The sequence below is a fragment of the Aromatoleum toluclasticum ATCC 700605 genome (assembly GCF_000378245.1).
Taxonomy (GTDB): domain Bacteria; phylum Pseudomonadota; class Gammaproteobacteria; order Burkholderiales; family Rhodocyclaceae; genus Aromatoleum; species Aromatoleum toluclasticum.
Genome location: NZ_KB899514.1, coordinates 1 through 21,397, shown reverse-complemented (window position 1 = coordinate 21,397; position 21,397 = coordinate 1). Strand labels below are relative to the sequence as shown.

General features: G+C 62.7%; 22 protein-coding genes and 1 pseudogene. 9 read left to right on the top strand and 14 right to left on the bottom strand.

Features of this window, described 5'->3' with window-relative positions; genetic code table 11:
• Positions 1–69: 69 nt before the first annotated feature.
• The 10 genes from F464_RS0125665 to F464_RS30125 form a co-directional block, all read right to left on the bottom strand.
• Complete coding sequence (locus tag F464_RS0125665; protein ID WP_018992733.1) at positions 70–468, bottom strand: GlcG/HbpS family heme-binding protein; 399 nt, start codon at positions 466–468, stop codon at positions 70–72.
• A gap of 88 nt (positions 469–556) precedes the next feature.
• On the bottom strand, positions 557–1,825 hold the full coding sequence (locus F464_RS0125660) for a glycerate kinase type-2 family protein (RefSeq protein ID WP_018992732.1): 1,269 nt from the start codon (positions 1,823–1,825) through the stop codon (positions 557–559).
• Positions 1,826–2,100: 275 nt separating this feature from the next.
• The gene (gene glxR, locus F464_RS0125655; RefSeq protein ID WP_018992731.1) at positions 2,101–2,985 is read right to left on the bottom strand and encodes a 2-hydroxy-3-oxopropionate reductase; all 885 of its coding nucleotides are present in this window, start codon (positions 2,983–2,985) and stop codon (positions 2,101–2,103) included.
• Positions 2,986–3,039: 54 nt separating this feature from the next.
• Positions 3,040–3,819, bottom strand: coding sequence for a hydroxypyruvate isomerase (hyi, locus tag F464_RS0125650; protein ID WP_018992730.1), 780 nt, complete (start codon positions 3,817–3,819; stop codon positions 3,040–3,042).
• 88 nt (positions 3,820–3,907) lie between these two features.
• A complete protein-coding gene (gene gcl / locus F464_RS0125645) occupies positions 3,908–5,683 on the bottom strand; it encodes a glyoxylate carboligase (RefSeq protein WP_018992729.1) in 1,776 nt (591 codons plus the stop codon).
• 203 nt (positions 5,684–5,886) lie between these two features.
• Complete coding sequence (locus F464_RS0125640; RefSeq protein ID WP_018992728.1) at positions 5,887–6,084, bottom strand: glycine zipper 2TM domain-containing protein; 198 nt, start codon at positions 6,082–6,084, stop codon at positions 5,887–5,889.
• A 61-nt stretch (positions 6,085–6,145) separates the two neighbouring features.
• Positions 6,146–6,418: a hypothetical protein gene (locus F464_RS0125635; RefSeq protein WP_018992727.1), complete on the bottom strand. Its 273-nt coding sequence runs from the start codon at positions 6,416–6,418 to the stop codon at positions 6,146–6,148.
• A 23-nt stretch (positions 6,419–6,441) separates the two neighbouring features.
• Positions 6,442–6,750 carry a BON domain-containing protein gene (locus F464_RS0125630; protein WP_018992726.1) on the bottom strand — a complete coding sequence of 103 codons (309 nt, stop codon included), beginning with the start codon at positions 6,748–6,750 and terminating at the stop codon, positions 6,442–6,444.
• Positions 6,751–6,775: 25 nt separating this feature from the next.
• Positions 6,776–7,414: an MlaC/ttg2D family ABC transporter substrate-binding protein gene (locus tag F464_RS0125625; RefSeq protein ID WP_018992725.1), complete on the bottom strand. Its 639-nt coding sequence runs from the start codon at positions 7,412–7,414 to the stop codon at positions 6,776–6,778.
• Between the two features lie 54 nt (positions 7,415–7,468).
• Entirely contained in the window at positions 7,469–7,888 is a 420-nt protein-coding gene (locus F464_RS30125) for an EF-hand domain-containing protein (protein WP_018992724.1), read from the bottom strand.
• Positions 7,889–8,090: 202 nt separating this feature from the next.
• Here F464_RS30125 and F464_RS0125615 point away from each other — a divergent pair, with 202 nt between their 5' ends.
• Positions 8,091–9,527, top strand: a complete 1,437-nt coding sequence (locus tag F464_RS0125615; RefSeq protein ID WP_018992723.1) for a CHASE3 domain-containing protein — start codon at positions 8,091–8,093, stop codon at positions 9,525–9,527.
• On the opposite strand, the gene F464_RS0125610 is transcribed toward F464_RS0125615, so the two are convergent.
• The 3 genes from F464_RS0125610 to F464_RS0125600 all read right to left on the bottom strand — a co-directional run bounded on the left by F464_RS0125610 (position 9,521) and on the right by F464_RS0125600 (position 11,142).
• Positions 9,521–9,931 (bottom strand): response regulator, encoded by a 411-nt coding sequence (locus tag F464_RS0125610; protein ID WP_018992722.1) that lies wholly within the window; start codon positions 9,929–9,931, stop codon positions 9,521–9,523. The two genes, F464_RS0125615 and F464_RS0125610, sit on opposite strands and share 7 nt — an antisense overlap.
• A 13-nt stretch (positions 9,932–9,944) precedes the next feature.
• Positions 9,945–10,580 (bottom strand): response regulator, encoded by a 636-nt coding sequence (locus F464_RS0125605; RefSeq protein WP_018992721.1) that lies wholly within the window; start codon positions 10,578–10,580, stop codon positions 9,945–9,947.
• 91 nt (positions 10,581–10,671) lie between these two features.
• A complete protein-coding gene (locus F464_RS0125600; protein ID WP_018992720.1) occupies positions 10,672–11,142 on the bottom strand; it encodes an Lrp/AsnC family transcriptional regulator in 471 nt (156 codons plus the stop codon).
• Positions 11,143–11,313: 171 nt separating this feature from the next.
• On the opposite strand from F464_RS0125600, the gene leuA reads away from it, so the two are divergent.
• Positions 11,314–13,029 (top strand): 2-isopropylmalate synthase, encoded by a 1,716-nt coding sequence (gene leuA / locus F464_RS0125595; protein WP_018992719.1) that lies wholly within the window; start codon positions 11,314–11,316, stop codon positions 13,027–13,029.
• A gap of 34 nt (positions 13,030–13,063) precedes the next feature.
• Here the strand turns inward: leuA and F464_RS31810 are convergent.
• Positions 13,064–14,088: pseudogene (locus tag F464_RS31810) on the bottom strand (integron integrase).
• 763 nt (positions 14,089–14,851) lie between these two features.
• Between F464_RS31810 and F464_RS0125585 the strand changes: the two are divergent.
• From F464_RS0125585 to F464_RS0125560, 7 genes are all read left to right on the top strand, one after another.
• On the top strand, positions 14,852–15,652 hold the full coding sequence (locus tag F464_RS0125585) for a hypothetical protein (RefSeq protein ID WP_157354193.1): 801 nt from the start codon (positions 14,852–14,854) through the stop codon (positions 15,650–15,652).
• 70 nt (positions 15,653–15,722) lie between these two features.
• Entirely contained in the window at positions 15,723–16,670 is a 948-nt protein-coding gene (locus F464_RS0125580; RefSeq protein ID WP_084600607.1) for a putative phage abortive infection protein, read from the top strand.
• Positions 16,671–16,689: 19 nt separating this feature from the next.
• Entirely contained in the window at positions 16,690–17,226 is a 537-nt protein-coding gene (locus F464_RS30675; protein WP_084600606.1) for a metal-dependent hydrolase, read from the top strand.
• 84 nt (positions 17,227–17,310) lie between these two features.
• Positions 17,311–17,922, top strand: coding sequence for a hypothetical protein (locus F464_RS0125575; protein WP_018992714.1), 612 nt, complete (start codon positions 17,311–17,313; stop codon positions 17,920–17,922).
• Between the two features lie 125 nt (positions 17,923–18,047).
• Positions 18,048–18,593: a hypothetical protein gene (locus F464_RS29605; protein ID WP_018992713.1), complete on the top strand. Its 546-nt coding sequence runs from the start codon at positions 18,048–18,050 to the stop codon at positions 18,591–18,593.
• Between the two features lie 88 nt (positions 18,594–18,681).
• On the top strand, positions 18,682–19,953 hold the full coding sequence (locus F464_RS0125565; protein ID WP_084600605.1) for an AAA family ATPase: 1,272 nt from the start codon (positions 18,682–18,684) through the stop codon (positions 19,951–19,953).
• Between the two features lie 302 nt (positions 19,954–20,255).
• A complete protein-coding gene (locus F464_RS0125560) occupies positions 20,256–21,383 on the top strand; it encodes an ISAs1 family transposase (protein ID WP_026296036.1) in 1,128 nt (375 codons plus the stop codon).
• Positions 21,384–21,397: the final 14 nt, after the last annotated feature.

Genomic DNA, 21,397 nt, shown 5'->3' with positions numbered 1-21,397 from the left:
GTTGCGGCATTTCCGGCCGTTGGGACTGGCGGGATGCGCTTCGCTTCCCGCCCTGCGTTCATTGTCCGGTCAGACGACGGCAGCGATGCCTGCGCGGGCGATCTGCGCGTCGTCGGAGGCCTTGACGCCCGATACCCCGACCGCGCCGATCACGGCGCCGTCGATGATGATCGGTTCGCCGCCTTCCAGCGGCACGACCGGCATCGCCAGCGCGGCATAGCGGCCACCGTTGATCATATCCTCCAGCGCCTTGCTCGGCTTGCCCGCCATCACGCTGGTGCGCGCTTTTTCCGGTGCGATCAGCGAGCTCGAGAGCGGGGCGCCGTCCAGGCGCTGCAGCCACAGCGCGTGGCCGCCAGCGTCGCACACGGCGATCGTCACGGCCCAGCCGTTGCGGAGCGCTTCGGCTTCGGCGGCGGCGGCGATGCGCTTGACGTCGTCGAGGGTGAGGGCCTTGATGGTTTTCATGAGTGTTCTCCTGTGTTTGTTCAGTGTGTCGATCGAATCGCGCGGCGGGATGCGCCTTCGGCTCCTCCCGCCCTGCGGGGACGGTGGTTTACAGCACCAGGATGGCGCGGAAATCGTTTACGTTGGTGAGCGTCGGCCCGGTCACGAGCGAGTCGCCGAGCGCCTCGAAGAAGCCGTGGCCGTCGTTGTTCGCGAGGCTGTCGCGCGGGCGGATGCCCTGCGCCCAGGCGCGCGCGAGGGTGTCGGGGGTGACGAAGGCACCGGCGATCTCTTCGAGGCCGTCCACGCCGTCGGTGTCGCCTGCGACCGCATGCACGCCCGGTTCGCCGTCGAGCGCCACCGCGAGCGAGAGCAGGAACTCGACGTTGCGCCCGCCGCGGCCATTGCCGCGCACGGTCACGGTGGTCTCGCCGCCCGAGAGCAGCACGCAGGGGGCAGCGACCGGCTGGCGGTGGCGGCGCGCCTGCAATGCGATGCCGGCCATGACCTTGCCGACGTCGCGCGCCTCGCCTTCGATGCTGTCGCCGAGCAGCACCGGTGTGAACCCGGCGCAGGCGGCGACCTTTGCCGCGGCTTCGAGCGCCATCTGCGGCGTGGCGATGAGTGTGGTGGTCACGCGTGCGAGACGCGCGTCGCCCGGCTTGATCGATTCGCCCGCGCCGCTTTCGAGCAGCGCGTGCGCCGCGGCCGGGAGATCGATGCCGTAGCGCGCGACGATCTCCAGCGCATCGGCGCAGCTCGTCGGGTCGCCGACGGTGGGGCCGGAGGCGATGTCGATCGGGTTGTCGCCGGGCACGTCCGAGATCAACAGGTTGACGACGCGCGCCGGATGGCAGGCCGCGGCCAGCCGCCCGCCCTTGATCGCGGAGAGGTGGCGGCGCACGCAGTTCATCTCCGAGATCGTCGCACCGGATTTCAGCAGCGCACGGTTGATCGCCTGCTTGTCCTCCAGCGTGATGCCTTCTCCCGGCAGCGGCATCAGCGCCGAGCCTCCGCCCGAGATCAGGCAGATCACGAGGTCGTCCGCGGTGAGGCCCTGCACGGTTTCCAGCATCGCGCGCGCCGCGGCGAGGCCGGCGGCATCGGGCACGGGGTGGGCCGCTTCGACGATGGTGATGCGCTCGCAGGGCACGGCGTAGCCGTAACGGGTGACGACGAGACCGGAGAGCGGCCCCGGCCAGTTGCGTTCGAATGCCTGCGCCATCGCAGCCGAGGCCTTGCCGGCGCCGATGACTATGGTGCGCCCTTTCGGCGGCGCGGGCAGGTGGCGCGGGATGCAGTGTTCGGGCTGGGCGGCGTCCACTGCCGCGGTGAACATCTGTCGCAGCAGGGCGCGGATGTCGGTTTTAGTGCTCATGGCAGGATCCGTATCGGGGAAGGAGGGCAGGGGCGGGCGGCAGCACGTTCAGCGCGTTCGACAGCGCACTTTCGCATTTGTCGGCAAGCCGCCACGGGATGTTCCTCCGAGCGCAGTGCGGGGAACATCCGGTATTACGCGTATTCCCCAGCGGGCGGCGGCTCATGCGGGAAAAGTTGGGCAATCGAACATTGCCGTTCGGACCGAGCCTGTCCAAGGGCGTTGGCAGGGCTTCGACAGGTTCGGTCCGAACGGTGGGGCGACTTACTGATCGCTCATTGCCCAATCTCGAAGTTCGCCATCTTCTCCAGCGCCTGCACCATCGCCGAGTGGTCGCGGCCGGCCCCGCCGTGCGCGGCGCAGGCGTTGAACAGTTCCTGCGCGGTCGCGGTGTTCGGCAGCGACATGCCGATCTGGCGCGCGACGGTCAGTGCGAGGTTCAAGTCCTTCTGGTGCAGTTCGATGCGGAAGCCCGGCTCGAAGCTGCGCTTGATCATGCGCTCGCCGTGCACCTCGAGGATGCGCGACGAAGCGAAGCCGCCCATCAGCGCCTCGCGCACGCGGGCCGGGTCGGCGCCGTTCTTCGCCGCGAACAGCAGCGCCTCGGCAACCGCCTCGATGTTCAGCGCGACGATGATCTGGTTGGCGACCTTGCAGGTCTGGCCATCGCCGTTCTTGCCGACCAGCGTGATGTTCTTGCCCATCAGCTGGAAGAGCGGCAGCGCCTTCTCGAAGGTCGAGTGCTTGCCGCCGACCATGATCGACAGCGTGCCGGCCTTCGCGCCGACCTGGCCGCCGGAGACCGGCGCGTCGAGGTATTCGCAGCCCAGATCGTTGATCTTCTGCGCGAAGACCTTCGTCGCGACCGGGCTGATCGAGCTCATGTCGATGACGATCTTGCCGGCAGTGAGGCCTGCGGCGACGCCATTGGCTGCGAACAGCGCCTCTTCGACGTTGGGCGTGTCGGGCACCATCAGGATGATGAAGTCCGACTTTTCGGCGACTTCGCGCGCGGTCTCGCAGGCGGTCGCGCCGGCGTCGATGATCGTGCGCGGCATCTTGCCGTGGGTGTTCACGAACAGCGTGTGGCCGCCGTCGATGAGGTGCTGGGCCATCGGCGTGCCCATGATGCCGAGTCCGATGAATCCGATGTTTGCCATGGTGGTTTCTCCTTTCCTTTTATATGTGATGTGGTCTCTGTGGGGCGGGGGCGCTCAGCGCGTCAGCGCCTCGATCCAGCCCAATCCTTCGCGCGTCGTCGTCGCCGGCTTGTATTCGCAGCCGATCCAGCCTTCGTAGCCGCTGCGGTCGATGAAATCGAACAGGTAGCGCCAGTTGATCTCGCCCGTGCCCGGTTCGTTGCGGCCCGGGTTGTCGGCGAGCTGGATATGGGCGATCTGCGGCAGGTAGCGCTTGATCGTGTTCGCCAGTTCGCCTTCCATGCGCTGCGCGTGGTAGATGTCGTACTGGATGAAGAGGTTGTCCGAGCCCACCGCCTCCAGGATCTCCGCCGCCTGCGCCGTGCGGTTGAGGTAGAAGCCGGGGATGTCGAAGGTGTTGATCGGCTCGACCAGCAGGCGGATGCCCGCTTCCTTCAGCTCGCCCGCGGCGAAGCGCAGGTTCTCGATGAAGGTCTCGCGCACGCGGCCCGCGTCGACGCCGGCGGGCGTCTTGCCGGCAAGGCAGTTGACCTGCCCGCAGCCCAGCGCCTGTGCATACTCGATCGCACGGCCGACGCCGTCCTGGAATTCGCCGACGCGCGACGGGTCGCAGGCGATGCCGCGCTCGCCGGCGTCCCAGTTGCCGGCCGGCAGGTTGTGCAGCACCTGCGTGAGGCCGTAGCGATCGAGCTTCTCGGCGAGTTCGTCCTTCTTGAAGGCGTAGGGGAAGAGGTATTCGACGCCCTTGAAGCCGGCATCGGCGGCGGCCTCGAAGCGGTCGAGGAAGGCGAGCTCATTGAAGAGCATCGTCAGGTTTGCAGCGAATCTGGGCATGTTCAGGTTCTCCCGTAAGCGTTTGATTCGTGGTTGATTCGGGCGCCGCGTGGCGGGATGCGCTTCGCTCCTCCCGCCCTGCGGGAGTTCAATCGAGCAAGGCCACGGCCGTCGGCGCATCCTCGCGCCGCTCGGCCAGCGGCTCGAACTCGTTGATGGCGTTGATCTCGGTCCCCATCGCGATGTTCGTGACGCGCTCGAGGATGATCTCCACCACCACCGGCACGCGGAACTCCTCCATCCACGCCTTGGCCTGCGCAAAGGCGGGGCCGATGTCCTCGGGCTGGCGCACGCGGATCGCCTTGCAGCCCAGCCCTTCGACGACGCCGATGTGGTCGACGCCATAGCCTTCGGTCTCCGGTGCGTTGATGTTCTCGAACGCCAGCTGCACGCAGTAATCCATGTCGAAGCCGCGCTGCGATTGGCGGATCAGGCCGAGGTAGGCGTTATTCACGACCACGTGGAGGTAGGGCAGCTTGAACTGCGCCCCCACCGCCAGCTCCTCGATCATGAACTGGAAGTCGTAGTCCCCCGAGATCGCGACGACCTTGCGCTTCGGGTCCGCCGCGCACACGCCGAGCGCCGCCGGCACGGTCCAGCCGAGCGGGCCGGCCTGGCCGCAGTTGATCCAGTGGCGCTCCTTGTACACATGCAGGAACTGCGCGGCGGCGATCTGCGACAGGCCGATGGTCGTGACGTAGCAGGTGTCGCGGCCGAAGGACTTGTTCATCTCCTCATACACGCGCTGCGGCTTCATCGGCACCTCGTCGAAGTGCGTCTTGCGCAGCATCGTGCGCTTGCGGCCCTGACATTCCTCGACCCACTGTCGGCGGTCGGGCAGCCGCCCTTCGGCTTTCAGCTCGCGGGCGACTTCGATCAGGCGATCCAGCGCAAGGCCGGCGTCCGAAACGATGCCGTAGTCGGGCCCGAACACGCGGCCGATCTGCGTCGGCTCGATGTCGATATGCACGAACTTGCGGCCCTCCGTGTACACCTCCACCGATCCCGTGTGGCGGTTCGCCCAGCGATTGCCGATGCCCATCACGAAGTCGGACGCCAGCATCGTCGCGTTGCCATAGCGGTGCGAGGTCTGCAGGCCCGCCATGCCGGCCATCAGTGCGTGATCGTCGGGGATCGAGCCCCAGCCCATCAGCGTCGGGATCACCGGCACGCCCATGATCTCTGCGAATTCCTGCAGCTTCGCGGCAGCGTTGGCGTTGATCACGCCACCGCCCGAGACGATCAGCGGACGCGCGGCGGCGTTCAGCATCGCGATCGCCTTCTCGGCCTGGGCGCGGGTCGCCGCGGGCTTGTACACCGGCAGCGGCTCGTAAGTGTCGATGTCGAACTCGATCTCGGCCATCTGCACGTCGAAGGGCAGGTCGATCAGCACCGGGCCGGGGCGGCCCGAGCGCATCAGGTGGAAAGCCTGCTGGAACACGCGCGGCACCTGCGCCGGCTCGCGCACGGTCACGGCCCACTTCGTGACGGGCTTGGCGATGGACTCGATGTCGACGGCCTGGAAGTCCTCCTTGTACAAGCGCGCACGCGGCGCCTGGCCGGTGATGCAGAGGATGGGTATCGAATCGGCTGACGCCGAGTACAGGCCCGTAATCATGTCGGTGCCTGCCGGGCCCGAGGTGCCGATGCACACGCCGATGTTGCCGGCCTTGGTGCGCGTGTAGCCTTCGGCCATGTGCGAGGCGCCCTCGACGTGGCGGGCAAGGTAGTGCCTGAAGCTGCCGTCCTTGCGCAGCGCCGAGTACAGCGGGTTGATTGCCGCGCCGGGAATGCCGAACAAGGTCGTGATGCCTTCCTTGCGCAACACTGCCGCGGCAGCATCGACTGCTCTCATGCGGGCCATGGTGTCTCCTCCTGTTTCCGAATCGGCTGATTGCCGTTGATTGACCTTGAGTGCAGGATAGGGAGGAATGCGGTCGGACTGAATTGGAGCGGGGGTCCTTTCTGTCGATACTTGAAGTATCGAGTGCTGGCAGAAGAGTGCGCGCAGAAACGACAAAGCCCCCGGCGGGTGGCCGGGGGCTTCGGATGACAGGGATGTCGGTATCAGTGGCTGATTTCGTGGCCGATGATGCCGCCGACGGCCGCACCGCCGACTGCGCCGGCAGTCGAGCCGGTCACGGCGTGGCCGACCCCCGCGCCGACGGCAGCGCCGAGGACCGTGCCGCCGGTCGTCGAGCAGGCCGACAGGCTGAAGGCAGTGGCCACGATGACGAGTATCGATTTCAGGCTTTGGCTTTTCATGATCTCCTCCTTGCGGAAGGCCGGCCCGCCGCCTCGGGCGGCGGGGCCGGATGTGCCGCGCTTACTTCGCCGGTTCGCTGCCCGTCGCAGGGGCGGCCGGTGGCGTTGAGGTCGAATTGCCTGCCGGTGGCGTCGAAGCGGGCGGCGGCGCCTGTGTTTCCGGCGTTGCCGGCGGCGGCGAGCTGATCGGTGGCGACGCAGGCTGCGCCGCCGAACCGGACGGCATCGAGGTCCCGCTTTCCTTCTTGCCGCAGGCCGTGAGCATCAGCGGCGCCATCAGGGCCGCGATCAGCAACGGGCGGGCAAGCTTGCGGGAAGTCTTCCTGGTGCTCATGGTGTTCTCCTGTGTGTCCGGTTTCACTTCAGGCGGATGTCGTTCTTCACCGACGTCACGCCCTTCACGTTGCGGGCGAGCTGCACGGCCCGGTCGACTTCCTGCGGGTTGTTCGCGAAGCCCGAAAGCTGCACGGCGCCCTTGAAGGTCACGACCTTGATGTCCAGGGCATTGACCGCCTTGTCGTCGACGAAGGCCGCCTTGACCTTGGTCGTGATCATGCTGTCGTCGAGGTATTCGCCGGTGCTTTCACGGGTCGGCGAACCGCTGCAGGCCGTCAGCGCGGTCAGTACCGCGACGAGCACGGTCGTTCGGGTGATGATGCGTTTCATGATGAGTCCTCCTCTTCAGTGTGGATCACGCGTTGCCGCCCTTGGCGGGTTTCGGGGCCGCGCCGCGGTTCTTTTCCTGCAGCGTGCGGATCAATGCGTCCGGGCCGCCTTTCGACATCTCGGTCGCGAAGCTGCCGCGGTAGTTCGTCACCAGGCTCACGTTGTCGATGCTCACGTCGAACACCTTCCACGCACCCGAGTTCTTCGCCAGCCGGTAATCCACTGCAATCGGCTGGCCGCCCGGCTGGTTGATCTGCGTGCGTACCATCGCCCCGCCGTCCTCACGCCCGGGGGCTGCCGGCTTGTAGCTGACCGTCTGGTTCTTGTACGAGGTCAGCGCGTTCGCGTAGGTGCGCACCAGCAGCGTGCGGAACTCGCGGGTCAGCGCCTCGCGCTGCTCGGGCGCCGCCTGGCGCCACCCCTGGCCGACCGCCAGGCTGGTCATGCGCGGGAAGTCGAAGTGGGGGCCGATCTTCTCTTCGATCAGCGTCATTGCCTTGCGCTGGTCGCCGCCCTGTAGCGCCTTGTCTTCGCGCAGCACGGTCAGCACGTCCTCCGTCACGCCCTTCACGAGCGCATCGGGGCTGGTTTCCTGCGCGTGGAGCGCCAGGGGCGCCAGCATCAGCGGCAGGCAGACGAGGCAGGTTCTCAGTTGTCGGATCATGGAAGGTCTCCTTGCAGTGGGCCGCGGTCGTGCGGGTGATTCACCCGGCCGCGCTTACTGTTTCGAGCGCTGTTTCGCCTTGTCGGCCGCGTTCCACTCGACCAGCGAGATCTTTCCGTTGTGGTCGCTGTCCATCGAATCGAAGTTCGCCTGAGCCTCGGCGGAGCGCTTGCTCTCGTCCTTCGAGATCTGCCCGTCCTTGTCCTGGTCGAGTTCCTTGAACATCGGCGGCAGTTCGGTGCGGCCTGCCTCGGGCGGCACGCCCTTGGGCGGGGTCTTCGCGGGTTCGGCCGGCGTTGCGGGTTGGGCGGGTGTTGCACGCTCGGCCGGCGTGCCGGACTGCATCGGCGTCGCGGGTACTGCCGGCGTCGCGCGCTGCGCCGGACTCGCGGGCTGGGCCGGATCGGCAGCGGTCGCTGCGAGGGGCAGGGCAGTCACGGCGGTCAGGGCGAGCGTGGTAAGAATGTTTTTCATCGATCTTCTCCTGCAGTTGTGGGGCTATTGTTCGTTCGCGGCCCCGCCGGGCAGTGCTGCTTCGCGCCATATGCGGGGCTCGCTGCGAGCAAGATCCATGTTAGGGATCGCGCCGGGGAGGGTCTGTCGGACGAGGCGGAATCGCGTGTAGGACGATTCCTGCAAGACGCGGGGCGCACGCGGCCCGCCGTGGAGATTCGCCATGAAACTGATCACGCCCTTACAGGCGTCCCTTCGAGCGTCCTTTGGTGCGTCCTTTCGCGCGTACATGCGCGCCGAGCGCATCGCGCGCTTCGGACGCCACAGCCTGCTGGCCCTGGGCTGCGCGCTGGTGCTGTCGCTCTTCGGCTCGAGTTTCTGGCAGGCCGGCACCAGCCTGCGGGCGCTCGGAAACCTGCAACTGCACGCCGAGCGCACCGGGCGTGTCGACAGCCTGATGATCCAGCTCGTCGAAGCCGAAAACGGCGTGCGCGGCTACCTGCTCACGCGCAACCGCGCCTATCTCGAGCCGTATCTCAACAGCCTCGCGACCGTCAGCTACACCCTGGACGACATCCACCTGGACCTCGGCAAGGGGCCGGAGAACAAGCAGATCCTCGCGCAGCTCACGGGGCTCATCACGCTGCGCATGCGCATCCTCTCCGACGAAGTCGAGCGCGGCCAGCTCATCGACCGCTCGGCCTCCGCGGACGGGCGGCGCTACATGGACGAGATCCGCAAGACGCTGGGCGAGATCAAGCGCCGCACGCGCGCACAGGGCCAGCAGTCCTTCGACGAATCCATCGCCCACGTCGACCGCACGCGCTGGGTGGTCGCGACGCTGTCGGGCGCTGCGCTCGCCCTGCTGCTGATCCTGTTCCTCGTGCTGCGTGCGCAGGTGCGCCTGCGCGAACAGATCGCGCGACTGCTCGCCCAGGAAAACGTCCGCCTCGAAAGGCAGGTGCGCGCACGTACGGCCGAGCTCTCCGACCTCGCGAGCTACCTCACGAACACGCGCGAGGCCGAGAAGGCGCGGCTCGCGCGCGAACTCCACGACGAACTGGGCGCCTTGCTCACCGCAGTGCGCATGGACGTCGCGTGGATCGCCCGCAAGCTCGACCCGGCCGCACTTGCCCCGCACCGCGAACGCTTCGACCGTCTGCTGCGCACGCTCGACAGCGGCATCACGCTCAAGCGCCGCATCATCGACGACCTGCGCCCGCCGCTGCTGCAGGAACTGGGACTCGTCGCCGCGCTGCGCACGCTGGGCGAGGAATTCGCCAAGAACGCCGGCGTCGAGGTCGCCCTCGATCTCCCCGATGGTGACGTGCCGCTGCCGTCCGAGGTGTCGCTCGCGCTCTTCCGCATCGCGCAGGAAGCGCTCACCAACGTGCGCCGCCATGCGCATGCGCGCCGAGTCGAATTGTCCCTGCAGATCACGCCCGAGCGCACCGAGCTTGCGGTCGCGGACGATGGCGCCGGGTTCGATGCGGCCGCGGCCCGCGGGCGGCACGGCCTCGCCGGAATACGCCACCGCGTGCAGATGTTCGCCGGCGAACTCGCAATCGACAGCCGCCCCGGCCAGGGCACGCGCATCCGCGCGAGTCTGCCGTACGAGCACGCCGCGCAGGGAGAAGCGGCCGCCGACGCGGCTCAGTGAGCCTCAGTCCCCGCGCGGCGCACGGCCTCGACGTAGTCGAGCAGGGCGTCCATCTCCAGCGCCTTGTCGAAGAAGCGATCCACCCCCAGCGTGCGGCAGCGCTCGCGCAGATGCGCGTGGGCGTGGTTCGTGAACACCGCCGTCGCCGGCCGGCCGTAGCGTTCGGGTTTGGTCCGCAGTGCGCGCAACACCCCCAGCCCGCTGCCTTCGCGCAGATTCAGGTCGACGATCGCCAGATCCGGGCGCCGCTCCTCCAGCGCCGCCAGCGCCTCCGCCTCGTCCGCCGCGATCGCGACGACCGCGACGCCCTCCAGCTCCTCCAGCATCGCCCCGAGCAGGCTGCCGAGGAGCGGCGAATCCTCGATCAGCAGGATTCTCAGCGGCGGGCGGGCGTGTGGCGTCATCGTCCTGCCGCCCTCACTCCACCAGCAGCCCGTGCCGGATCGCGTAGGCCGCGAGTTCCGCGTTGCTCGCCACCTCCAGCTTCTCCAGCAGGCGGGAGCGGTAGGTGCTCACCGTCTTCACGCTCAGCGCGAGCGAATCCGCGATGTCCGACACCGACTCCCCGACCGCGAGCCGCAGGAACACCTGCAGCTCGCGGTCGGACAGCGATTCGTGCGGCAGCGCCGTGCTGCCTCCCGCCAGTTCCTCCGCGAGCAGCTCCGCGGTGCGCGCCGACACGTAGCGCCGCCCCTCCGCCACGGTGCGGATCGCGCGGATCAGCTCGTCGCGTTCGCAGTCCTTGCACAGATAGCCGTCGGCCCCATTGCGGATCATCGCCATCGCGTAGCGTTCCTCGGGGAAGCCCGACAGCACCAGCACGCGCACGCCCTCGAAGCGCTGGCGGATCGCGCGCAGCACGTCCACGCCGCTCTGGCCGGGCAGGGCCAGATCCAGCAGCACGACGTCACAGCCCGTCTCGCGCAGCGCGTCGAGCGCATCCTCGCCCGACGCGGCCTCGAAAGCGATTTCCAGATCCAGCTCTTCCGCGAGCATCTCGCGGAAACCCGCGCGCACGATCTGGTGGTCATCGACGATGGCGATTCGCAGCATTCAGCCTCCCGAAGTGGTTCCTGCCGGATTAGTCCGCCGAACCCCGCATCCGTTCGCAGGCCCGGATCCTCGCCCAGCACCCGCACCCGCCCTACGCATCCCCCACCGGCAATGCCTGCCGGTCCACCACCCGCCGCAGCACGAAGCTCGAATGCACGCCCGTCACGCCGGGAATGCGCGTGATGCGGTTCAGCAGCAGCTCCTGGTAGGCGTCCATGTCGCGCACCACGACCTTCAGCTGGTAATCGGATGCCTGCCCGGTAATCAGCAGGCATTCCAGCACTTCCGGGATATCCAGCACCGCCGCCTCGAAGTCCGTGAAGCGCTCCTGCGTGTGGCGGTCCATCGAAATCTGGATCAGCGCCATCAGCGTGAGGCCCAACGCCTTCGCATTCACCTGCGCACGATAGCCGGCGATCAGGCCGGATTCCTCCAGCGCACGCACGCGCCGCAGGCAGGGCGAGGGCGACAGGCCGATGCGGTCGGCCAGATCCTGGTTGCTGATGCGTCCGTCCTGCTGCAGCACGCGCAGGATCTCGCGGTCGTAGCGGTCGAGTTCCATGAGATTGCCAGATTATCGGTGTGTGGTTGTCGTTATATCTGCAAATGTGATCAGCGCGCAATAATCTGCCAAAAATAGCCTTGATGCACTGCAAAAACGCAAGCCTCTGCCAATCCCTTTTGCGTACCATGCTCCTCATCGACAATAACTTCAGCGCCCCCGGACCCCACCATGTTGACCGACCCGTCCAGCAAGTACCGTCCCTTCCCCCCGGTGAACCTCCCGGACCGCCAATGGCCCGGCCGCGTCATCGACAAACATCCCGTCTGGATGAGCACGGACCTGCGCGACGGCAACCAGTCGATCTTCGAACCGATGGATGCCGCGAAGAAGATGCAGCTCTTCCACACGCTGTGTGACATCGGCTTCAAGGAAATCGAAGTCGCCTTCCCGTCCGCCTCGCAGATCGAATTCGACTTCGTGCGCGAACTCATCGAAGGCAATCACATCCCCGACGACGTCACCATCGAAGTCCTCACCCAGGCGCGCGAAGAACTCATCCGTCGCACCATGGAATCGATCCGCGGCGCCAAGCGCGCCATCGTGCACGTCTATAACGCCACCTCCGAAACCTTCCGCGAAACCGTCTTCGGCATGAGCAAGCCGCAGATCGTCGAGCTCGCCGTCTCCACAGTGAAGCTCATCAAGCAGCTCGCCGCCGAGCAGCCCGAAACCGAGATCCGTCTCCAGTACAGCCCCGAGACCTTCACCGCCACCGAACTCGACTTCGCGCTCGAAGTCTGCAACGCCGTCACCGAAGCCTGGGGCGCGACCCCCGACAACAAGGTCATCCTCAACCTCCCCGCGACGGTCGAAGTCGCCACGCCCAACATCCATGCCGACCAGATCGAATGGATGCACCGCAACGTCGCCCGCCGCGACAGCGTCCTCATCAGCGTGCACCCGCACAACGACCGCGGCACCGCCGTCGCCGCAGCCGAGCTCGCCCTCATGGCCGGCGCCGACCGCGTAGAAGGCTGCCTCTTCGGCAACGGCGAACGCACCGGCAACGTCGACATCGTCACGCTCGCGCTCAACCTCTACACCCAAGGCGTCAATCCGGGCCTCGACTTCTCGGACATCAACGCCGTCGCCAGAACAGTGGAGCACTGTACCCAGCTCCCCATCTCCCCGCGCCACCCCTACGTCGGGGATCTCGTGTTCACAGCCTTCTCCGGCTCCCACCAGGACGCCATCAAGAAGGGCTTTGCAGCAGCTGCCCACAAGGCGCTCAGCGGCGAAGCAGGTCCGTGGAACGTACCTTACCTCCCGATCGACCCGGCCGACGTCGGCCGCAGCTACGACTCCGTGATCCGGGTCAACAGCCAGTCCGGCAAGGGCGGGATCGCCTACCTGCTCGAAACCGAATACGGACTGGTCCTGCCGCGGCGCCTGCAGGTCGAGTTCGCGGCCGTCGTGCAGAAGCACGCCGACACCCACAAGGGCGAAGTGATCGCCGCCGACATCTGGCGCCTCTTCTCCGAAACCTACCTCGCCAACGACAAGTCGGTGCGCTACGTCGCGCACCACCTCTTCGAGCACGACGCCGCCCAGGGCATCCGCCTCACGCTTGACGTCAATGGCCAGGAGCAGACGCTCGTCGCCGAAGGCAACGGCCCGATCGACGCCGCGGTGCGCGCGCTCCACAACCTCGACATCGAGTTGCAGGTCAGGAGCTACGAGGAACGCTCCTTCGGCAGCAGCGCCCAATGCGGTGACGCCCGCGCCTACGCGCTGATCGAAGTCGCGAAACCCGGCGCGGGCGGCGACTGCTACGGCGTCGGCATCGACGAGAACATCGTCACTGCATCGATCAAGGCGATGGTCAGCGCGCTGAATCGCGCCGGCGGAGCCGCCCTCGCCAGCGAAAAGCCGCAAGCGGCCTGACAGGATCGGTAGCGCAGACGCTCAGGCGTTTGCGCTACAGTCTGTCCAGAGGGCTGACGACGCCTTGTCCGCCCCGATTGAGCACATGCGTGTAGATCATCGTTGTCGAAACGTCCGCATGGCCCAGGAGTTCCTGAACCGTGCGGATGTCGTAGCCCCCTTCGAGCAAGTGGGTGGCGAAAGAGTGGCGCAGGGTGTGCACGCTCACCGGTTTGTCGATATGCGAGTCACGCACCGCCCGACGCACCGCTCGCTGGAGCCGCTGTTCATATAGATGATGGCGGCGCTCGATTCCGGATTGCGGATCCCGTGAAAGCCTGTCCGACGGCCATACCCAGAACCAAGGCCATGATTCGGACGCCCGTGGATATTTCCGAGCCAGTGCGTCGGGCATCGAAACACCGGGGATTTCTGCCGCCCGGTCCTGCCGCCACACTCCTCGCGCATATTCCAACTGTGCGGCCAACGCAGGCGCAAGCATTGCAGGCAGCATCACGCGCCGGTCCTTTCCCCCTTGCCCTCGCGCACCGTAATCTCGTTACGCTCGAAGCCCACATCCTTCACGCGCAAGCGAAGAGCCTCCATGAGTCGCATGCCCGTTCCGTACAGGAGTCGGGCAAGATCGCCCTCCACGCCCTCCACGCCGTCCATCGCAGCGAGCAATCTGGCCACTTCGCCGCGCGACAGCACCGCCGGAACGCGCTCGCGCTGTTTGGGGCGGCCAATCTCGGTCATCCATGGCAAGTTCATCCCAAGCACTTCGCGGTACAAGAACAGGAGTGCGGAAAGCGCCTGAGTGTGTGTCGAAGGCGCCACGGCGCGCTCGCTGACCAGCCAGCGCAGAAAGTTCTCGACCTCGGCAGCACCCATCTCGCACGGATGGCGCAAGCCCTGATGCCGGACGAAAAGGCGCACCCAATAGACATACGCCTGTTCCGTTCGTATGCTGTAGTGCTTGTACCGGATACGTTCCCGTACCTGATCGAGAAGCCGTGCGGGCCTCGGATGGTCCCCAGAAGGCTTCACGGCGGGTTTGGTCGTGTCGTGGATACTGTTCATAAGTACAGTATAGCCAATAAGAGTGCGATTACAATGGCATCTACCGGTGACGTGCGCGCCAATTTATACAGCGCGTAACTTACTTATGCAGCAACTTTGCTGTCTACAACACGTTGGGCGTCTCAGTGAACCGCCTCGCCTTCTTCCTTCTTGTAGTGGCCTCCGCCTGCGCATCCGCTGCGCCATGTTCCGATGTTGATCGAGCGCTAACCGAGGAACGCAAAGTTGAGTTGGCGCCGGTCATCGCAAAACAACTCAACATCGCGTCGGTTGCGGTGCTTCAGTCGTACCGATATCGCGGTTGGTTCATTGTCTACGTTGATACGCACGTTTCCGATGAAACGTTTCTCTTCTACCCCGGTGACCCAACGAAAACTGCCTACGTGGCAACGTGGGGCGGGGCCGCAACGAAGTACGAGGGCCGAGAAATTGCCAAGTGGGTTCGTCGGAACGCAAAGGGCATCCCTGGCAAACTAGCCACCTGTTTTGCATGGCACGTCACACAAGACCGAGACCTATGAGACGCCCAACCCTACATTCGAGCGGACCTGCGCGAAAATCCGCGCAGGCCGCTCAATTTCGACGTTAGCCACCACTACCGATGCCAACGCCACCACTACTGACGCAAGTACAGAAAGATCGGCTAGCTGTTCTGGAGCCGGCGTTGAGGGCAGCCGTTTACGCTGCGGACTACAGACGTGCGAAGGTTTTTGCCGCCGATATCCAATCTCTGCTTCGTTCGACAGGCCACGAAACACGCCTCATGCGCTCGAAAAACTGGCTGTTTGAAGCAGCCTTAAACGCTGGGGAGCTAAATACAGCAGAGCTTGGGTTTCGCGGTGTGCGGGCGAAGACAGCGGAAAGTACTCGCGTACACTTGGAAGCAACTGCGTTACTTGTCGTATGTCTTCTGCGGCAACAAAAGGTCTCTGAAGCAGAACCTCTAATTACCAAGGTTCTCGAAGGCAAAGCGATCAAGGATGCTGATCGTCGTCGTCACTTCATAGAAAGCGTTGCGGCCAGGTATCAACTCGAAAGCTATATGTCCTCTGTACGCGATCTTGCACACGAGTCATTGAACGCTGACGAAATCGATGCCGCCGCAATTGAAGCTGTAAAGACAAAATCCGACGATGAACTCTATGCACAAATTGCATCTGCGATTCCAAGAGAAGTCATCGAGGTCGTCTATCGCGTAGATCGCGCAGCCCGCAAGCAACTTACGATGAAGGAAGTTCGCTTCCTTCCGTCGCCAGCCGCTATAGAAAAGACGGTTGAACATGGTCGCAGTTTCTTTGCATCGTTGAAACTAGTCATTTGGAAAGCGTTGTGCGACCCGCAGAGCGAAATATACAAAGCGTGGTACACGAACGGGATGGCACACGTCCTAAGCAAGAAGTACTATGCAATGGCCATTACGGCTGCTCTTATAGACATCGGCTTCGCGGCTAAAGCCGTGGCGGTGCCCGCAACCGCACTTCTAATGAAGCTTGGAATCGAGGTTTACTGCGAGCGATTCAAACCGGGAGAAATTCTCGATGGAAGGAGTGGCCGTGGTGGCTAACCCTTCGTTGCAGGGGACGCTCCGCCTATCGGCGGCGCGCCCCTGAACTCGAACGTTAGAGGTCTTACCCATGCATTGGAATCAGATCATTCCCGACGCATCCACCCCGCCAGCGAAAGACGCAATGGAGTACTACGGACTGCTTGGCGATTATGTGGGTGGCTTCTGGGGAACGGTCGTCGGTGTATTGACACTGTTTGTTGTTCTCCTCACTTGGCGCGCATCTCGCCGCACTGACTACCGTTCAAAAACCTACCAAGTCTTTGCCGAGATGCTGCGCACGCATGAGGAGATCGTTACTTCAATGCGAATTAATAGCTTTTCTGGCCGTGATACTTTTGTCCTTGTATTGAGCGAGTTCTACGCAATCTACAAATTGACAAGGGAGGCAGTCCCAGGCGACACAATCTGGAGCGTTTCAAACCGAATTGACATCGCTTACACATACACGTTCTTTGGTCCGCAATTACTCGCTCTGCATGTCCTCAAAAACTACGATCAAGCTCTGATTAAGAAAGTGCATGATGCAGTTCATCGTGAGCGGCAAGAAAACAAAAATCCAAAGAGAGTCTTCGCTGGGCATCAAAATCGCCTGTCCCACTACTTTCGCAACCTTTACTCGGCCTACTCGTTCATCGACAACGCTGACCTTACGAGCACGGAAAAGATCGCACTAGCGAAAGTACTTCGATCTAAGCTTTCAAACTACGAGCAAGGCCTTCTCGCACTTAATGTGATCTGCCAACTTGGCCAAGAGTGGGAGCGAACAGGCATCCTCGAAAAGTACAAGCCGATCAAGAACATTCCCGAACTGTTCTTTACCTTCGACAGAAAGTTCAGCGTCAAAGAACAGTTTCCGTACATTGACTTCGAGTACGAAAATACCGGAGACACAGAAGTTCGCGCCTCACGCTTTGCATTCCGGTCTTGGACGCTGGTGCTTCTGCGAAAGGTTGCCAAGACCTCTAACACTTCGGTGCAGGGGACGCTGCGCGATAAAGCCGCGCAGCGCCCCTGACCTCCACGTTAGGGCACGCATGCTCATCGGCCACTTGCCTGCCGGCTACATAATTTCAAGGCTATTAATTCGCTATGCGGAACCAACGGAGGTGTCGGCGAAGGCGTTTATTTTGGCCGGTGTAATCGGCGCCGTGGCTCCCGACTTAGACATGTTCTATTTCCACCTCGTTGACCACCGGCAACACCATCACCACACTTACTTCACACACTACCCGGTTGTCTGGCTCGTACTACTGACTGCGTCCTCAGCTTGGCTTTTCACCGCATCAAAAAAGAATTACGCAGCGTGCGCTTCAATATTCTCGTTGAATGGGTTTGTCCATATGATTCTGGACACCATCGTTGGTGACATTTGGTGGTTTGCGCCTTGGGGCAGCGAGCCATTCGCCTTCTTTACCGTTCCAGCCCTCTATAAACCGTGGTGGCTAAACTTCCTGCTGCATTGGTCATTTGCAATCGAAATTGCCGTGGTTGTTTGGGCTATTTATCTCTGGCGTAAGGCACGCCATCACAAAATCACAGTAACGGCAACCAATGCCCCCACTGTTCCCTAACACTACGCTCAACCTCGCTCCCTTCGGTCGCTGGACGCTGCGCGATAAAGCCGCGCAGCGCCGGTTAGCTCTACGTTAGCCTTCATGGAACACCTCTCGTATCGAGCGGCTGCTGATCTGCTCGAAATCATCAGGCTCTCGCAGTTCGCCGGTTTGGCGAGCTGGACAGAGACCATGGACAGGCTGTTAGCGCTTTGTGCCATGTGCGCTCCGAAGAATCCCACACGGACTTCGGCCGAACGCATACTCGCTTTGAGCGAGTGGCCTATGGAAGACGACTGGGAGGAAGGTGAGATCACCTCCGGGTCAAATGAACAAGGTCGGACCACGCTGCGCCCTGGTGGCGGGAATGGCGGCGACTTCGATGACGAGCCTGACTTCCTTTACCTTTATCCTGGGCCGCATACCGGCTTAGCGAAATGGGAGTTCCGGCCCCTTGATGCTGATCCGTACCCAGCGGTGCCCCACGGACACTGGGAGGGGCGCGATCGTCCGAAATTGGATCCTTACCAGGGATGGGTCTATGACCGCACCAGGCAAGTTCGCCGTGAGCCGAAGAAGAAGATCACCGCCCTGTGGAACGACAGGATATTCCGCAAGTTCGCTCTTGAAACCATCAGGTTCCACTTGGAGCACTTTCCGTATCACGGTGACTGGCGGGTTGAAAACCCACTGCGTCTACCGAGGCGCCGATGAAGGCTAACAGGTCGTTCGACACGGACACGCAGCGGCATTGCGCCGCGAGGCGTGCTGGTGAGCGTACGCCTCGCGGCGCAATGCCGCTGCGTGCCGGTCAACTCCGACGTTAGGCGGCTAGAAATATGCGCCCCGCACTGCCGGCTCTCGAAAAGAACATATTGAAGTACCGCGCGCTCCAAATGGTATTGCTGTTGCATCAGGTGGAGTCTCTTCGAACATTCGTTATCGGTTCAATTCGAGCGACCGACAGGCTGGCCTCCGCTACCGGCGGACGGGGCGGTCGCCTGCCGCTCAATGCCAAAAGGCCAATGGAAAAGGCGCTCGCTATCTTGGTACAGGAAGATGTCATTACCGAGAAGGAGAGCATTGACCTTCAACAAATCATTGATGTCCGCAACAAGATCGGCCATAAAGTTCACGAACTCGTAGAGGGCATATCTGCGCCGAAGGTACTGGGACGTAGTGATCCAATCTACGACTACTTCGCGCTTGATAGGTTTGAGCGTTACCGGAAGAAGATATCGTCCCGTATGCAAAAGTCCTTCGTGCTCGAGCTTAGCTTCCGTGAGCTTTCTTTTGAACAGGCGGAGGGCACATACAAGGAGGAGCTTGCTCGGCTGCGCAATCGGATAGACAGACAGTTCGAGGTGCGCCGTGCAGCCGCCTAGCCTTTCAGTCGAGCGGACCTGCGCGAAAAGCCGCGCAGGCCGGTGAATTCAAACGTTATGCAGCGAAAAATCATTTTTGGAGGGGCTCATGACTGACATTAATCCGATCAACGTATTCACTCCAGCGCAGGAGGTGAAAGATATCGATCGATTTGCGGGTCGTGACGATGAACTAACGGCACTTTCAACAGCGCTTCAATCTCACGGCGCACAAATTGTTCTATACGGGCAACGGGGCGTAGGAAAATCTTCTCTCGCTCGGCAACTGGCAAAATTGGCAACGAACGATGCGGACCTTATTGCGAGACTTAAGCAGCCTCCATTTGAAACCTTAGATTTCGTACCCGTGTACTTGGCATGTGACGACTCGATCAAAGACATCGAAATTCTCATGCTTCGCCTTCTCTCTGACGAGGAGGCATTGGCGCCCTGGGTGCCCTTTAAAGTGGTCGAGAAAAAGGTTTCTGGCGAAGTCGGGTCTAAGTTCTCTGTCAAGGTTATAGAGCTTGGAGGAAAGAAGACAGATGCCATTACCGAAAGGGCCCAAGAGATGGAATCGGACATCGTTTCCGTCTTTACAAGCGCATGCAGGGCAGTGGTCAAGGCCGGTGTGGCAAAACACGGGCTTCTTATCATCATCGATGAGTTCGATCGGATAAAGAACCGCACCGGCCTCGCATCGCTACTCAAAACGCTCGGACCAGAAGGCGTAACGTTCGCGTTGGTGGGCGTGGCTACGACGGTGCAGGATTTAGTGACCGAACACGAATCTGTCGCGCGGCAGTTGGCGGATGGGTCGGTTCATGTGAAGCCCATGCGCGACGACGAGTTGAACGAGATTTTTGATCGAGCCGAAAGTCTTTTAGGCAATAAGTACGTATTTGATCCAGCTGCTCGTAGTTGGATCATAAAAATTGCTCGTGGCCATCCCTTCTACGTCCACCTTGTTGGAAAGCACTCGTTATTGCGTGCGATTGCAACTGGCACGGACTGCATTTCTGAGGGGCTTGCGAAGGAAGCTCTGTCCGAAATTGCATTAAAAGGGTCTGCTCCGGTACAAGAGACGACGTACAAGACCGCTATCGGCCACTCGTATACGAGGGAGGTGATCCTGAAGAAGTTCGCAGAGCGAACGGAGGAAGAAATCCATACTACAGGGCTCTATGCTGAGATAGGTAAGGAACTAGGCATAGAGTCAGGCACTGTATCTGTATATGTGGGTCACCTCGGAAGCGACAAATATGGTTCTGTGTTGAGAAAAACGAGAGAACGCTACTACCAGTTTGCGGACAGCGTCTTCAAAGCATATGCAGCGGCCCGGCCGTTTGAACTAAAGCCTGGCGACCAAGAAGATGCATAACCAGTGCTTGCAGCGGACCGTCAAAATGCTGCGCATTTTGCCGTCCGCTGAAGCGCCACGTTAGACAATCCAAAAAAAATGCAAGACGTTGCAAATATTGGATGGGTAATGCTTAGGATCGTGGGCAGGGCCATTGCACTTAATTGTCATTGGCCCTCCCTGTGAATCCAAATTGCATCCGTCGCCATTGAAAGTCGTTCACGCTCAAGCACTTGCGCAGACGTCTTGTGGACCTCACGCAAAAGGCGTCTACTCTCGTCCTTTGGACGATGCGAATGGAAGCGCCGGCGCCGATGCCTTTGATGAGTTGCCTTGCCCAAATCGAAGATCCGCGCCGAGCGGGCTATGCGTGTCGCCATGACCTGCAGGAGATCCTGGCGATCGCCGTCTGTGCAGTGCTGTGCGACATGAACAGCTTCGAAGAGATGGCGTTTTGGGCCGAGCACAAGGAGGCTTGGCTCAAGCGCTTTCTGAAACTCGCGGGCGGCATCCCGTCCCACGACACCTTCAACCGGGTGTTCCGCATTCTCGATCCACGCACCTTCGAAGACGCCTTCCGACGCTGGGTGGGCGGGATCGTCCCGGCGGCGGTGGGCAGCGGCACGCTCGCCGTCGATGGCAAGACCGTGCGCGGCTCGGGCGACGGTCAGAACGGACCCATCCATATGGTCAGCGCATTTGCCACGGAATGCGGCCTCGTGCTGGGGCAGCAGAAAGTCGATGGCAAGAGCAACGAGATCAGCGCCATTCCCGAGTTGCTCGACGCCCTGCTGATCAAGGGCTACCTGGTCAGCCTCGACGCGATGGGCTGCCAGAGCGAGATCGCCGCGAAGATTCTGGAGAAGAAGGCCGACTACCTGCTGGCCGTCAAAGGCAACCAGCCGGGCCTGCAGAGCCTGCTGCACGAGCGCTTCGGCCTCGCCCAGCGTCAAGCAATGGAACAGGCCGGGCAATATGCCCAGTGCACCGAGCAATCCCACGGCCGCTTCGTCTGGCAAGGGTTCTGGGTCGCGCCCAACGCGGGCGACGTGGACACCGCACGCTGGCCCGGCTGCCGCATGCTGGGCATGGTTGAATCGCTGCGCAAGGTCGGCGACAAGGAATCGGCGCCGGAACGCCGCTACTACATCAGCTCCCGCATGCTCTCGGCGCAAGCCTTCGCTTCTGCCGTGCGCGCGCACTGGGGCATCGAGAACCGCGTGCACTGGATGCTCGACGTGAATTTCCGCGAGGACGCTGCCACCGTGCGCAAGGATCACGCCGCCGACAACCTCTCGCGTCTGAAACGCATCGTGCTCAATCTCCTCAAGGCAGAGACCGCGACGGCCTCCTTCGGCAAGATCAGCCTCAGCAAGAAACGCAAATTGGCCTCCTGGGATGACGGATACAGGATGGCGATGCTCGGGATTACGCCGGCTCATGACGGATAAGTGCGATGGCCCTG

What these genes read in the sequence shown, in the direction of transcription:
- F464_RS0125610 (WP_018992722.1), bottom strand. Translation starts at nt 9,931, where the DNA reads ATGACGCCACACGCCCGCCCGCCGCTGAGAATCCTGCTGATCGAGGAT.
- F464_RS0125630 (WP_018992726.1), bottom strand. Translation starts at nt 6,750, where the DNA reads ATGAAACGCATCATCACCCGAACGACCGTGCTCGTCGCGGTACTGACC.
- F464_RS0125665 (WP_018992733.1), bottom strand. Translation starts at nt 468, where the DNA reads ATGAAAACCATCAAGGCCCTCACCCTCGACGACGTCAAGCGCATCGCC.
- glxR (WP_018992731.1), bottom strand. Translation starts at nt 2,985, where the DNA reads ATGGCAAACATCGGATTCATCGGACTCGGCATCATGGGCACGCCGATG.
- gcl (WP_018992729.1), bottom strand. Translation starts at nt 5,683, where the DNA reads ATGGCCCGCATGAGAGCAGTCGATGCTGCCGCGGCAGTGTTGCGCAAG.
- leuA (WP_018992719.1), top strand. Translation starts at nt 11,314, where the DNA reads ATGTTGACCGACCCGTCCAGCAAGTACCGTCCCTTCCCCCCGGTGAAC.
- F464_RS0125625 (WP_018992725.1), bottom strand. Translation starts at nt 7,414, where the DNA reads ATGATCCGACAACTGAGAACCTGCCTCGTCTGCCTGCCGCTGATGCTG.
- F464_RS0125600 (WP_018992720.1), bottom strand. Translation starts at nt 11,142, where the DNA reads ATGGAACTCGACCGCTACGACCGCGAGATCCTGCGCGTGCTGCAGCAG.
- F464_RS0125565 (WP_084600605.1), top strand. Translation starts at nt 18,682, where the DNA reads ATGACTGACATTAATCCGATCAACGTATTCACTCCAGCGCAGGAGGTG.
- F464_RS0125615 (WP_018992723.1), top strand. Translation starts at nt 8,091, where the DNA reads ATGAAACTGATCACGCCCTTACAGGCGTCCCTTCGAGCGTCCTTTGGT.
- F464_RS0125585 (WP_157354193.1), top strand. Translation starts at nt 14,852, where the DNA reads ATGCGCTCGAAAAACTGGCTGTTTGAAGCAGCCTTAAACGCTGGGGAG.
- F464_RS0125605 (WP_018992721.1), bottom strand. Translation starts at nt 10,580, where the DNA reads ATGCTGCGAATCGCCATCGTCGATGACCACCAGATCGTGCGCGCGGGT.
- F464_RS0125640 (WP_018992728.1), bottom strand. Translation starts at nt 6,084, where the DNA reads ATGAAAAGCCAAAGCCTGAAATCGATACTCGTCATCGTGGCCACTGCC.
- F464_RS29605 (WP_018992713.1), top strand. Translation starts at nt 18,048, where the DNA reads ATGCGCCCCGCACTGCCGGCTCTCGAAAAGAACATATTGAAGTACCGC.
- F464_RS30125 (WP_018992724.1), bottom strand. Translation starts at nt 7,888, where the DNA reads ATGAAAAACATTCTTACCACGCTCGCCCTGACCGCCGTGACTGCCCTG.
- F464_RS0125575 (WP_018992714.1), top strand. Translation starts at nt 17,311, where the DNA reads ATGGAACACCTCTCGTATCGAGCGGCTGCTGATCTGCTCGAAATCATC.
- F464_RS0125635 (WP_018992727.1), bottom strand. Translation starts at nt 6,418, where the DNA reads ATGAGCACCAGGAAGACTTCCCGCAAGCTTGCCCGCCCGTTGCTGATC.
- F464_RS0125580 (WP_084600607.1), top strand. Translation starts at nt 15,723, where the DNA reads ATGCATTGGAATCAGATCATTCCCGACGCATCCACCCCGCCAGCGAAA.
- F464_RS0125560 (WP_026296036.1), top strand. Translation starts at nt 20,256, where the DNA reads ATGAGTTGCCTTGCCCAAATCGAAGATCCGCGCCGAGCGGGCTATGCG.
- F464_RS0125660 (WP_018992732.1), bottom strand. Translation starts at nt 1,825, where the DNA reads ATGAGCACTAAAACCGACATCCGCGCCCTGCTGCGACAGATGTTCACC.
- F464_RS30675 (WP_084600606.1), top strand. Translation starts at nt 16,690, where the DNA reads ATGCTCATCGGCCACTTGCCTGCCGGCTACATAATTTCAAGGCTATTA.
- hyi (WP_018992730.1), bottom strand. Translation starts at nt 3,819, where the DNA reads ATGCCCAGATTCGCTGCAAACCTGACGATGCTCTTCAATGAGCTCGCC.